The 12,303-nt window shown below is 68.0% G+C and carries 12 protein-coding genes; 4 read left to right on the top strand and 8 right to left on the bottom strand.

Annotated elements, in window-relative coordinates:
• Positions 1 to 53: 53 nt before the first annotated feature.
• Together lexA and SPHN_RS02900 are read right to left on the bottom strand one after the other, a co-directional pair.
• Positions 54 to 728 (bottom strand): transcriptional repressor LexA, encoded by a 675-nt coding sequence (gene lexA, locus SPHN_RS02905; protein WP_248520978.1) that lies wholly within the window; start codon positions 726 to 728, stop codon positions 54 to 56.
• Positions 729 to 796: 68 nt separating this feature from the next.
• Positions 797 to 1,978 carry a molybdopterin molybdotransferase MoeA gene (locus tag SPHN_RS02900; protein ID WP_248520976.1) on the bottom strand — a complete coding sequence of 394 codons (1,182 nt, stop codon included), beginning with the start codon at positions 1,976 to 1,978 and terminating at the stop codon, positions 797 to 799.
• A 499-nt stretch (positions 1,979 to 2,477) separates the two neighbouring features.
• Between SPHN_RS02900 and SPHN_RS02895 the strand changes: the two genes are divergently transcribed.
• Positions 2,478 to 3,212 carry an energy transducer TonB gene (locus SPHN_RS02895; RefSeq protein WP_248520974.1) on the top strand — a complete coding sequence of 245 codons (735 nt, stop codon included), beginning with the start codon at positions 2,478 to 2,480 and terminating at the stop codon, positions 3,210 to 3,212.
• A gap of 92 nt (positions 3,213 to 3,304) precedes the next feature.
• Here the strand turns inward: SPHN_RS02895 and moaC are convergent, their stop codons facing one another.
• From moaC to SPHN_RS02875, 4 genes are all read right to left on the bottom strand, one after another.
• A complete protein-coding gene (gene moaC, locus SPHN_RS02890; protein ID WP_248520972.1) occupies positions 3,305 to 3,772 on the bottom strand; it encodes a cyclic pyranopterin monophosphate synthase MoaC in 468 nt (155 codons plus the stop codon).
• On the bottom strand, positions 3,769 to 4,545 hold the full coding sequence (gene trpC / locus SPHN_RS02885; protein ID WP_248520970.1) for an indole-3-glycerol phosphate synthase TrpC: 777 nt from the start codon (positions 4,543 to 4,545) through the stop codon (positions 3,769 to 3,771). Before trpC ends, moaC begins: the two co-directional genes overlap by 4 nt.
• A 1-nt stretch (position 4,546) precedes the next feature.
• Complete coding sequence (trpD, locus tag SPHN_RS02880; RefSeq protein ID WP_248520968.1) at positions 4,547 to 5,539, bottom strand: anthranilate phosphoribosyltransferase; 993 nt, start codon at positions 5,537 to 5,539, stop codon at positions 4,547 to 4,549.
• A 121-nt stretch (positions 5,540 to 5,660) separates the two neighbouring features.
• Positions 5,661 to 6,257, bottom strand: coding sequence for an anthranilate synthase component II (locus tag SPHN_RS02875; RefSeq protein ID WP_248520966.1), 597 nt, complete (start codon positions 6,255 to 6,257; stop codon positions 5,661 to 5,663).
• Positions 6,258 to 6,471: 214 nt separating this feature from the next.
• Between SPHN_RS02875 and SPHN_RS02870 the strand changes: the two genes are divergently transcribed.
• Entirely contained in the window at positions 6,472 to 6,876 is a 405-nt protein-coding gene (locus SPHN_RS02870) for a hypothetical protein (RefSeq protein WP_248520964.1), read from the top strand.
• 189 nt (positions 6,877 to 7,065) lie between these two features.
• Here SPHN_RS02870 and trpE read toward each other — a convergent pair whose 3' ends face one another.
• Entirely contained in the window at positions 7,066 to 8,556 is a 1,491-nt protein-coding gene (gene trpE / locus SPHN_RS02865) for an anthranilate synthase component I (RefSeq protein WP_248520963.1), read from the bottom strand.
• Positions 8,557 to 8,563: 7 nt separating this feature from the next.
• Positions 8,564 to 10,519: a peptidylprolyl isomerase gene (locus SPHN_RS02860; protein WP_248520961.1), complete on the bottom strand. Its 1,956-nt coding sequence runs from the start codon at positions 10,517 to 10,519 to the stop codon at positions 8,564 to 8,566.
• A 184-nt stretch (positions 10,520 to 10,703) separates the two neighbouring features.
• Between SPHN_RS02860 and tpiA the strand changes: the two genes are divergently transcribed.
• Both tpiA and SPHN_RS02850 read left to right on the top strand, forming a co-directional pair.
• Positions 10,704 to 11,447 carry a triose-phosphate isomerase gene (gene tpiA / locus SPHN_RS02855; RefSeq protein ID WP_248520959.1) on the top strand — a complete coding sequence of 248 codons (744 nt, stop codon included), beginning with the start codon at positions 10,704 to 10,706 and terminating at the stop codon, positions 11,445 to 11,447.
• 125 nt (positions 11,448 to 11,572) lie between these two features.
• Positions 11,573 to 12,271, top strand: coding sequence for a hypothetical protein (locus SPHN_RS02850; RefSeq protein ID WP_248520957.1), 699 nt, complete (start codon positions 11,573 to 11,575; stop codon positions 12,269 to 12,271).
• The last annotated feature ends 32 nt before the right edge of the window (positions 12,272 to 12,303 follow it).

Genomic DNA, 12,303 nt, shown 5'->3' with positions numbered 1-12,303 from the left:
CGCGTCTCCGCGCGAACATATTCTTTATGCTGCGCAGAGTAGGCGCTGGCAGCTCAGTCGTAGCGGCGGAGGATGCCGGAGAGTTTGCCTTGCACGCGGACTTGCGCGGGGGCGTAGCGTTGGGGGTCGTAGGCGCGGTTGGCTGGGTCGAGGCGGACCATGGCGCCTTCGCGGCGGAAGTATTTGAGCGTGGCTTCGCTGTCTTCGATCAGGGCGACGACGATCTCGCCGTCGCGAGCTGTCTCGGTGCGGCGGATCAAGGCGTAGTCGCCGTCGAGGATGCCGGCTTCGACCATCGAATCGCCGGAGACTTCCAGCGCGTAATGTTCGCCGGTGCCGAGCAACGCGGCGGGTACGGCTAGCATCGTGCTGCCTTCGAACGCCTCGATCGGGACGCCGGCGGCGATGCGGCCGTGGAGGGGAATCTCGATGACGTCGTTGGCCGGTTGTGGCGTGGCGGCGGTGGGGGCCGCCTTGACGTTCGACGCCTTCGACGGCGCCTTTTTCTCCGCACGCTCGGGCATGCGCAGCACTTCGAGTGCGCGCGCGCGGTTCGGCAGGCGGCGGATGAAGTTGCGCTCCTCGAGCGCGCTGATCAGACGGTGGACGCCTGACTTCGACTTGAGGTCGAGCGCGTCCTTCATCTCCTCGAACGACGGCGAGACGCCGGTTTCGTTGAGGCGATCGTTGATGAAGCAGACGAGTTCGTGCTGCTTGCGCGTGAGCATGGCGGTTCTCCGTCCGGAACAGACTGGGAACTTCTATGGAACATAATTAACGGCGTCAAGCGCTCGTATCACGCGATAACGAGGATTTCCGCCGATTCGCCTTGGTATGCCACCGGCGCGTTGCCGGCGCGGACGATGAGGCAGGTCGAGCGGGCCAGCGTCAGCAGCATCGAGCTGTCCTGGATCGTCGAGGCATAGGCCTTGCCGTCCCGCAGTTCGGCGCGGAGATAGTCGGTGCGCGCGTTGTTAGCGGGGAGGTCTTCGCCGAGCAGCGAGTGGGTCGACTGGGGAAGCGGGTCGCGCGCGCCGGCCATGTGTGCGACAACCGGCTTCACGAACAGCGTGGCGGTGACGAACGCGGAAACCGGGTTGCCGGGGAGGCCGAGCACCATCATTTCGCCGATCCGGCCGGCCATCATCGGCTTGCCGGGGCGAAGCGCGATCCGCCAGAAATCTATCGTGCCGCCGGCCGCCTCTATTGCGGGGCGGACCAGGTCGTGATCGCCCACCGACGCGCCGCCAGTTGTGACGAGCAGGTCGGCTTGGACGCTGGCGAACGCGTCGCGGAGGATTTCGAGATTGTCGGGGAGAATTCCGAGGTCGATGATGTCGACGGGCATGTCGGCGAGCATTGCCGCCAGCATGATGCCGTTCGATTCGGGCAGTGCGACGCCGTCGGTCGTGGAGCCGGGGGGGACGAGTTCGTCGCCGGTGGCGGCGACGGCGACGCGGACGCGGCGGTTGACGGTCAGGCGGCCGTGGCCGCCGGTCGCGGCGACGGCGATGCGCGCCGGGCTGAGGCGGTCGCCGGCGGCGATCAGGCGGGTGCCGGTTGAGAAGTCGAGGCCTTTGCGGCGGGTGTTGCGGCCGAACGTCGGCGGACCTTCGCCGGCTAGGATCAGGGTGGTGCCGTCGCGCTCGGCCTCTTCCTGGACCATGACGGTGTCGGCGCCTTCGGGTATCGCGGCGCCGGTGAAGATGCGTGTGGCTTGGCCGGGGGCGACTTTGCCGGGGAAGGGGCGGCCGGCGGCGCTTTCGCCGATGACTTTCCAGGGGCCGGGGAGGTCTTCGAAGCGGATCGCGTAGCCGTCCATTGCCGAGAGGTCGGCGGCCGGCTGCGTGCGGCGGGCGAGGATGTCCTCCGCGGCCCAGCGGCCGGCTGCTTCGCGTAAGGGGACGGTCTCGTGGCCGACGCGAGGGGCCATGGTGAAGAGGCGGGTCTGGGCTTCGGCGACGGGGACTAGGGTCATGAAGGCTCTGTTTCCGGGCAGTTCTGAAGGGTGAAGTGTAGGAAGTATAGCCGCTAGGAGCGGTTTGGCGGTTTGTGCTTTGGGGCGCGAATAAGGGGGAAGCGCGGGGTGCGGGGGTATGTTCCATGCTCTGTCACGGGTTCCGGGTGTAGGACAGGTGTTGTTGGCTGAGCGAGGGGGGCGGCGGGCCGTTGAGGGCGCTTTGGGCTGATCGATTTCGAACGGTTGCTACCGCCTCCTTGTTCTCCCGCGAAGGCGAGAGTCCAGTGTGGGTCCCCGCCTTCGCGGGGAAGCAAAGGGTTGGGCGGATGGCGGTTGCTATAATGTTGGCGTTCCCAATTGGGCCCCGGCCTTCGCCGGGGTGGATTTGGGGGACTGTTTTCTTCCGGGCGGGCTAGGCTGCGGGTGATCGTCTAACGCGTCCCTCGAACCTCCAGCCAGCGAGGGTTCATCCTTTACGGGGCTTTGTTTGGGGGGAAAGAGACACCAGATCAGTATGATGACACGCAATCAGCCGCGGGCGATAGACAGGATCGGGGCGGCGACGGGCGCGGTCCTGGTGTCGGGGTTGCTGGGCTATGCGCTGATCTATGGGTTGGTGGTGCCGCTGCCGGCGGCCGTCACGGACGCGTTGAAGGTGTTCAGCGTGGCGCCGCCCCCGCCGCCGCCCGAGGAGAAGGTCAGGCCTCGACCTTCGCCTAGTCGCAAGCCCGAGGGGGCCGCGTCGCCGCCGAACCTGAAGTCGAAGGCTACCGAGGTGGTCGCGCCGCCGCCGGTGGTGCCGATCGTCGTGCCGCCGCCGGTTGTCGTGGCGGAGAAGGCTGGGGTGGGTGCGGAGGCGAATTCGGGCGCTTCGAATGTGCGTGGGCCGGGGACCGGGAGTGGCGGGATCGGTAATGGAACCGGGAGCGGAGGGTATGGCGATGGCGACGGCGGGGGTGGCGAGGAGACGCCGCCGGAGTGGCGCAGCGGGCGGTTGCGGGACTCGGACTATCCGCGCGATGCGCCGGATACGGGCATCAGCGGGATCGTTTGGGTGCGCTATACCGTCGAGGTCAGCGGACGGGTGTCGCGGTGCCGGGCGACCCGGTCGAGCGGAAGCCGGGTGCTGGACAATTTGACGTGTCGGCTGATCGAGCAGCGGTTTCGGTATGACCCTTCGCTGGATGCGGCGGGGCGGCCGGTGGAGTCTACGATCGTGGAGTACCATGACTGGTCTATGGATGGGGATTGAGGGGATTTAGCCGAGCGCGTCTTGCTGGGCTTGCCCTCACCCTCGCCGCCTTTGGCGTCTTTCCCTCTCCCCTTTGGAGAGAGGGTTCCTCGTTACGCCGTCCAGTTGCCGGATTTTCCGCCGCTCTTTGCTCTGACGCGGATGTCGGAGAGGACCATTGTCTTGTCGATTGCTTTCGCCATGTCGTAGATCGTGAGGAGCGTTACCGTCGCAGCGGTCAGGGCTTCCATCTCGACGCCGGTCTTGCCTTCGGTCGAGGCGGTGGCGGTGGCGGTTACGCCGGTTTCGTCGACGACCAGTTCGATCTCGACCTTGGTCAGCGGGAGCGGGTGGCAGAGCGGGATCAGGTCGCTGGTGCGTTTGGCGGCCATGATGCCGGCGACGCGGGCGACGGCAAGGACGTCGCCCTTCTTTGCGGTGCCGGCGCCGATCGCCGCGGCGGCTTCGGTGGACATGGTGATGCGGCCGGAGGCGACGGCTTCGCGGGCGGTGACGGTCTTGCCACCGACGTCGACCATCCTTGCCGCGCCGGCCTCGTCGATGTGGGTTAAGCCGGTCAACCCACTAGCGCCCGGGTGGCGGCTTCGACGTCGTTCCGCCGCATGAGCGCTTCGCCGATCAGGAAGCAGCGGATGTCGTGCTCGGCCATCGCGTCGAGTTCCGCGCGGGTCGTGAGACCGCTCTCGGCGACGAAGGTGCAGTCCTTGGGCGCCTTGCCGACGAGGTCGTAGGTGCGCTGGAAATCGACGGTGAAGTCGCGCAGGTCGCGGTTGTTGACGCCGATCAGGCGCGACTTGAGCTTCAGTGCGCGCTCCATCTCATGCGCGTCGTGGACCTCGACCAGGACGTCCATGCCGCATTCGAGCGCGGACGCCTCGATCTCGGCCATCTGGACGTCGTCGAGCGCGGCGACGATGATCAGGATGCAGTCCGCACCGATCGCGCGCGCCTCGGTCGACTGCCACGGATCGACCATGAAGTCTTTCCGCAGGACGGGGATCGAGACGGCGTCGCGGGCCGCGGTCAGATAGGCGTCGGAGCCCTGGAACCATTTTTCGTCGGTCAGCACTGACAGGCACGCGGCGCCGCCGGCTTCGTAGGCGCGAGCGTGGGCTACGGGATCGAAGTCTGCGCGGATCAGGCCTTTCGAGGGGCTTGCCTTCTTGACCTCGGCGACCAGCGCGTAGCCGGTCTTCGCGTCGAGCGCGGCGCGGAAGCCGCGAGGTTTCGACATGCGGGCGATGCCGGCGTCGATATCGGCGAGCGAGGTGGTGGCTTTACGCGCAGCGACTTCGGCGCGCTTGGTCTCGAGGATACGGTCGAGCATGGTCATGTCAGTAGGCGATCCAGCGGGCGAGCAACGCGTCGGCGCTGCCGGTGTCTAGGGCGGCGGCGGCTTGCGCGGCGCCTTCGACGAGAGTGGGGACGGTGCCCGCGACCATCAAGGCCGCGGCGGCGTTGAGCAGGACGGCGTCGCGGTAGGGGCCAGCCTCGCCCCTGAGCAGGCGGCGGAGCGCGTCGGCATTGTGCGCCGCATCGCCGCCGCGGATATCGGTGATCGCGTGGCGGGTGAGGCCTGCATCTTCGGGCGTGATCCGAGCGGGCAGCGCGACGCTGCCGACCGAGGCTACGATGCTGGGGCCGGCGCCCGACAGCTCGTCGAGGCCCTCTTCGCCCGAGACCACCAGAGCGGCTTCGGTGCCGAGTTGCTCCAGCGCGTCGGCATAGAGCGATACGTAGTCGGGGCGGGCGATGCCGATCAGCTGGCGGGTGGTGCCGGCGGGGTTAGCGAGCGGGCCCATCAGGTTGAAGATCGTGCGCTTGCCGATGCGCTGGCGGATCGGGGTGATGCGCTTCATCGCCGGGTGGTGGTTGGCGGCGAACAGGAAGGCGATGCCGATCTCGTTGAGGCTTGCTTCAGCAGTGGCGCCGGCGCGGTCCATGTCGAGGCCGAGGACTTCCAGCGTGTCCGCGGCGCCGGCCTTGCTGGAGGCGGCGCGGTTGCCGTGCTTGGCGACGGGGACGCCGGTGGCTGCGACGACGAGGGCGACGGCGGTCGAAACGTTCAACGTGTGGTGGCCGTCCCCGCCGGTGCCGCAGACGTCGATCGCGCCGGCGGGCGCGTCGATCGGGATCATCCGGTTGCGGAGAGCGCGCGCGGCTTCGGCGATCTCGATGCTGGTTTCGCCGCGGGTCGCGAGATTGATCAGGAAGGTGGCGATCGCGTCGTCGCTGACGCGTGCGTCGAGGATGTCGGAGAACGCCTCGCGGGCGGACTCGCGGGAGAGGGGGGAGCTGGGGTCTGGGAGGAGGGTCATCGTAGTCATACTAGCACCGTCATGCCGGGCTCGTTCCGGCATCCACCGTTCCGCGTTTTCGTCGGCCGGCGAGCGTGCGGAACCGTGGACCCCGGAACTGGTCCGGGGTGACGGAGGATAAAGGTCGCGCTCATACCTTCAGGCCTTCGCGCGCATTCACCGGGATGTCGGCCATCTTCAGGAAGTTGGCGAGCATCGCGTGGCCGTGCTCGGTCGCGATGCTTTCCGGATGGAACTGCACGCCGTGGATCGGCAGCGTCTTGTGGCGGAAGCCCATGACAGTGCCGTCCTGCGCGGTCGCATTCACCACCAGCGTGTCGGGGACCGCGTTGACGATCAGCGAGTGATAGCGCGTGGCGATGAAGGGGGAGGGCAATCCGGCGTACAGCCCGGTATCGTCATGCAGCACGGGCGAGGTCTTGCCGTGCATGAGCCCGCCACGCTCGACCTTGCCGCCGAAATGCTGGCCGATCGCCTGGTGGCCGAGGCACACGCCGAGCAACGGCTTGCCCGCGTCCGCGCAGGCCGCGACGAGGTCGAGGCTCACCCCCGCCTCGGTCGGCGTGCAGGGGCCGGGGGAAATGAGGAACGCGTCCGCGCCCGACGACAGAGCCTGCCCGGCGGAGATCGCATCGTTGCGGACGACTTCGACCTCGGCGCCCAGTTCCATCAGGTAATGGACGAGGTTCCAGGTGAAGCTGTCGTAATTGTCGACGACGAGGATCATGGCGCCGCCTTAGCCTAACCGGGGCGCGGTGCAACATGGCAGCGGCCCCACATGTTACGCTCCATCAACCGCGCTGCGAGCGATTGCCCCGATTTTGCCACGGCGCAGTCGCGGATCGTCGGGTTCCTTCCTATATCGGAAGCGCAGGCGGCGCATCATTCAGCGCGGAGCAATGCCGCGTGACGGACGTTATCCGTTCAAAGGAGCCTTACCGATGTTACGTACCGTCGTCCTCGCTGCACTGATCGCACTTCCCGGCATGGCATATGCCCAGGACGCGCAGGTCGACACCCCGCCCCAGCGTATTCGCAGCGTCACGCTGACCGGCGACCAGAAATGCCCCAAGTCCAGCGCCGGCGAAGTCGTCGTGTGCTCGACGCTCGACCAGCCATACCGCATCCCGAAATCGTTGCGCGAGGACAAGCCCATCGCCGCGCAGAACCAGAGCTGGGTGAACCGCGCGGCGACGATGGATCAGATCGGGCGGGTTGCCGGCGGGTTGCCGGATACGTGTTCGGCGGTCGGGACGGGCGGCCAGTCGGGCTGCTTCATGCAGCGTAACCAGGCGTTTGCGGCGGAGCGCCGGGCGCCTGCGAGCGAGACGACCACCACGCCGTAACCGCTTTTGTCAGTTGGACGGTTGCCGAGCCAAAAAGCAAAGCCCCTCGATGAAGGCCGGGGCCCAATTGAGCGACGGTAAAAACAAAGGTTCCGGCCCGTTACCGCGACTTCACCAATTGGGCCCCGGCCTTCGCCGGGGTGGCTGAGTTGTCGGGCTCCGGCCCACCTTGTCCGTGGTCAAAGCGACTTACTGACCGAAGCCCGGTGCTTTCGCCCGGCTGACGGCCTCGCGGGCGGCGGCTAGGATCGCGCCGGCCTTCGCCTCGCACTCGCGCTGCTCGTATTCGGGGACGCTGTCGGCGACGATCCCGGCGCCGGCCTGGACGTGGATCGTGCCGTCCTTCACCACCGCCGTGCGCAACACGATGCACGAGTCCATCGAGCCGTCGGGCGAGAAATAGCCGACCCCGCCTGCGTACGCGCCGCGGCGTTCGGGTTCCAGCTCGGCGATGATCTGGCAGGCGCGGACTTTCGGTGCGCCGCTGACGGTGCCGGCGGGGAAACCGGCGAACAGCGCGTCTAGCGCGTCCTTGTCGGGGGAAAGCGTGCCGACGACGTTCGAGACGATGTGCATGACGTGGCTGTAGAACTCGACGCCGTAGCTGGCCGTCACCTTCACCGACCCTGGCGCAGCGGCGCGGCCGACGTCGTTGCGGCCCAAATCCAGCAGCATCAGGTGTTCGGCGCGCTCCTTGGGGTCGGCGAGCAGGCTGACGCGGTTCGCCTCGTCCTCGGCGGCGGTCTTGCCACGTGGGCGGGTGCCGGCGATCGGGCGGATCGTCACTTCGTCGTCGCGGACGCGGACGAGGATCTCGGGGCTCGAACCGATCAGTGCGAAGCCGGGCAGGTCGAGGTGATAGAGGAACGGCGACGGATTGATGCGCCGTAGCGAGCGATACAGCTCGAACGGCGGCAACGCGAACGGCGTGCTGAACCGCTGGGCGAGGACCACCTGGAAGATGTCGCCGGCGAGAATATAGTCCTTCGCGGTGGCGACCATCTCGCCGTAGCGGCCTTCGGGTAGGGCTGGCGTGTAGACGGGCTCGGCGACGTCGGCGCGGATCGGTGCGGGGACGGGCGTGCTGGCGAGCTTGGCGGCGACCGCGTCGAGACGCTCTTCCGCCTCGTTTACGATCGCGTCGGCGTCGCGCGAAGGATCGGGCCAGGCGGGCGCGACGAGGTACAGCGCGTCGGTCAGGCGATCGAACACGAGCACGACGGTCGGCCGGACGAAGATCATGTCGGGCAGGCCGAGCGGATCGACCGGCGGCTGCGGCAGGTCCTCGACCAGCCCGATCGTCTCGTAGCCGAAATAGCCGACGAGGCAGGCGAGCGCGCGGGGAAGTTCGGCTGGAACCTCCGCGCGGCACTCCGCCACCAGCATCCGCAACGCGTCGAGGGTCGGCGCCGGGCAAGGCTCGAACGCCTCGCGATCGGTTGCCCAGTGACGGTTGATCTCCGCGCTGTGGCCGTTGGCGCGGAACAGCAGGTCGGGGGCGAGACCGATCAGGCTGTGGCGGCCGCGGATCTCACCGCCCTCGACCGATTCGAGCAGGAAGTCGCCACGTCCCGGCTCGATCAGCTTCAGCGCGGCGGCGACCGGCGTTTCGGTGTCGGCGACCTGGCGACGCCAGACGAGCGCCGGGCGCCCTTCGGCCAAGGCTGCGCGCGCGTTCATCCGACGATCAGTTGCCGGTGGCGCCGTTGCCGAGCAGATCGGCGCGGGTGCGGGCGAGTGCGGTCGAATCGGTCTTCACGCCGACATCGGCACGGACCGCCTTGGCGAACTGTTCGACATATTCGCGACCGACCGAGCGGCCGATATTGGCGCGCGCGGCCTTGATCGCGGCATCGTTGCCCGCCGCATTGCCGCTGGCGATGCTGTCGAGCTTGATGACGAACCAGCCGCTGTCGTCGGGCGCGGCGAGCGTCTTGGCGGTGTTCGGCGCCATGCTGAACATCAGCGCGAGCGCAGGCGGCGCACCGCGCGGATCGGCGGCGATCTGCGCACGCGACGCGGTCAGCGGACGCGGTGCGGGGATCGGCAGCTTGGTCTGCGCCAGCGACTGCGCGATCGGCATGCCCTTGTTGATCCGTGCGAGCACGTCGGCAGCAACTTTCCGCGCGGCCTGACGCGCGCGGTCGGCGCTCACGTCGCGCAGCACGGCGGCGCGAACCTGCGCCAGCGGACGCGGGGTGGCGGGAACGACCCGGCCGAGCGCGACGACGGCGAACCCGCCATCGGTGCCGAGCTGGACGAGCTGCGGGCCATCGCCCTCGGCCGCCTGGAACGCAGCGGCGACGAGCGGCGCGATCGCCGGATCGGGCTTGCTGGCGGCGTCGTCGGGATTGATGCCATTGGCGATCAGCGCAGGCGTTGTGACGGGCTTCAGCTTCTGGTCGGCGATCACCTCGTCGAAGGTGGCGTTGGCCGAGAGCGAATCGTCGATCTTGTCGTGGATCGCCGACAGCGCTTCGGCCGACTTCCGGATGCCGAGTGCGGCGGCGATCTCGCCGCGCACCTGGTCGAGCGAACGACCGGCGACGTTCTCGATCTTGTCGATCTTCGCAACGGTCCAGCCGAGCGGCGTACGGACCGGGCCGATCACCGCACCGCTGGCAGCGGCGAAGGCGGCGTCGGCGACCTGCGCGGACGTCGTGCCGGCATAGGCGGCCTTCTCGACCCCGGCCTGGGTCGAGGCTTCGAGACCCGCGGCGCGCGCGGCATCGGCGAGGCTGGTGGCGGCCTTCACCTTGGCGGCGATCGCGTTGGCGCCGGCCTGATCGGCGACGACGACCTGCGTGATCGTGCGCTTTTCGGTCGCTGCATAACGGGCGCGATCCTGCTGATAGGTCTGGGCGATCTCGGCATCGGTCGGGACGGCTTGCGCCTTGACTTGATCGGGCGAGATCACCGCGTAGCGGACGATGCGGCGCTCGGGCACGGTGTAGCGTGCGACGTTGCGCTTGTAAAAGGTGGCGAGGTCGGCGTCGCTCGGCGCGGGGCCGGCGGGGACGACCGCGGCGGGAATGAAGCCGATCGTGCCGGTGCGCTTTTCGAGGAGCAGCGAGGCGTAAGGGAGCGCGAGTTGGCTGGCGACCTGGGTCGCACCGGTGCTCGGGATCGTCAGCTGCTGCGCGTAGGTGTCGCGGACGATGTCGCTGCGGATCTGCGCGTCGGTCAGCTTCCGCTGCGCGAGCACCTGGCGGTAGAGGTTCTCGTCGAACTTGCCGGTCGGGCCCTGCAGCGCGGGGATGCTGGCGATCTGGCCGTCGATCGCGCGCTTGCTGACGACCATGCCCTGCGCACGGCCGAACTGTTCGAGCGCCATGCTGGAGATAATCCGGTCGAGTGTCCCTTCGAAGCCGCCCTGATTGATAAAGGTCGCCATGTCGAGCGTCGGCTGTTCCTGGCGGAAACCTTCGAGCTGGGTCTGAACCTGCGTCTTCAGCTCGTTCTCGGTGACCTCGGCCTTGCCGACCTTCGCGACGTCGCCGCCGGTGATCCCTGCGCCACCGGTCATCGAGCTCAAGCCCGTGATGTCGCCGGCCGCGAACGCGAGCGCGATGACGCCAAGCACGATGAAGGTGATGACCACGCCGACCTTCGAATGGGTAAGGCGGCGAAAGAAAGCGAGCATGGACAGCCGATCGACAGGGATGTGAACGCGGATGCTTTACGGGGGCGAGGGCGGCTCTTCAAGTCGGGCGCTTCAAGGTCGTGCGGGCTCGGGTCGGCCCGTGCTGGGCCATTCGGGGGATGTGCAGGGGTTGTACGAGCCGGGGGCGGCGCTATCGCTGGGCAAAATGCTTGGGGAAATAGCGATGCGGCGCAAGCTGGTAGCAGGAAACTGGAAGATGAACGGGTCGCGGGCAATGCTCGTAGAGCTCGATGCGATTGCTGCGGCGGCCAGCGCCGCACCCGGTGTCGACGTGTCGGTCGCGGTGCCGTTCACGCTGATCGCGGCGGCGTCGGAGCGCGTGCCGGGCCTCGCGATCGGTGCGGAGGACGTCCACGAGGCGGATTCGGGCGCGCATACCGGTTGCGTCTCGGCGGCGATGGTGAAGGAGGTCGGCGCGTCGTTCACGATCGTCGGCCATTCCGAGCGGCGCGCGGACCAGCACGAGACGAGCCACGATGCCTGGGCGAAGGCGGCGGCGGCGCGGCGGCAGGGACTTCACGTGATCCTGTGCTGCGGCGAGACCGAGGCCGAGCGCGACGCGGATCGTGCCGAGCGCGTGGTGCAGGCGCAGATCGAGAAGTCGGTGCCGGACAATGCGGACGGGAGCTGGTTCACGCTGGCGTACGAGCCGCGCTGGGCGATCGGGACGGGACGCACGCCGACGCTCGACGAGATCGCGGCCATCCACGCCATCGCGCGCGCCAAGTTGCGGATGCTGATCGGCGATGCCGCGGCGGGGGTACGGATCTTGTACGGTGGGTCGGTGACGGGCGCGAACGCGGCATCGATTCTCGACACACCCAACGTCGACGGGGCGCTGGTGGGTGGTGCCAGCCTGACCGCGGCGAAGTTCGTCCCGATCATCGAGGCGGCGGCTTCGCTGTGACAAGGCTGTGAATGCGGGCGAGGAACAGCGTTAAGTCCCGATAAACCCTATACTCTTAAGGTTAACCGACGATTCGACGAGATGATCGTCGGTCGGCGTAAAGCGGCTTTCGTGCGAGGGTTGATATGGCCAGATGGTTTGTCGGATGCATAGGTGCCTCGATCGCGACCAGTGCGGTGGTATGCGCGACCCCCATTCGGGCGGAAACGCCACGCGAATTGCTGACCCAGGCCGGGTTCGTCGATCGTGACCGAGGCGTTGCGCTGGCGCGGATCGACAAGGCGGCGGCGGTCGCGGGGCAGGCGTTGAGCCGCTCGCCGAACGACCAGGAGGCGGCGATCATGCAGGCGATGGCGAACGGCTATCGCGCGAAGCTGCTCGGCAATCGCGGGCAGGCGATCGCCGCAAGGAAGCAGTACGAGGCGCTGGTGACGCGGTATCCGCGGAATGCCGAGGCGCAGGCGGCGCTGGGTGCGTGGCATGTCGGGGTGATCGCGAAGCTCGGGCGGTTCGTCGGGCGTGCGGTTGCGGGGGCGCAGAAGGCGACCGGGTTCGAGGCGCTGGACCGCTCCGTCGCGCTGGGCGGCAATCGCGCGATGTTCGCCGGGTTGGCGGGGTTGTTGCGCCTGGAGTTGGATCCGAACGATGCGCGGGGGCGTGCGCTGTTGGAGACGGCGAGCAAGGCGCCGACGCCGAGCGCGATCGACGGGTATGTGCGGAAAGCGGCGATGGCGGTGCTGGTGCCGCTGCGCGCTGGCGATGCGACTGCGACGAAGACGCTGGCAGATAAATTGCTGCCGTTCGGGCAGTTTGCAACGAGTTAGATGGTCCTGCTCGGATCTCGGTAAAATACCCT

It is taken from the genome of Sphingomonas faeni, from assembly GCF_023195535.1.
Lineage (GTDB): Bacteria > Pseudomonadota > Alphaproteobacteria > Sphingomonadales > Sphingomonadaceae > Sphingomonas > Sphingomonas faeni_B.
This window is presented reverse-complemented; position numbering and strand designations above follow the sequence as displayed.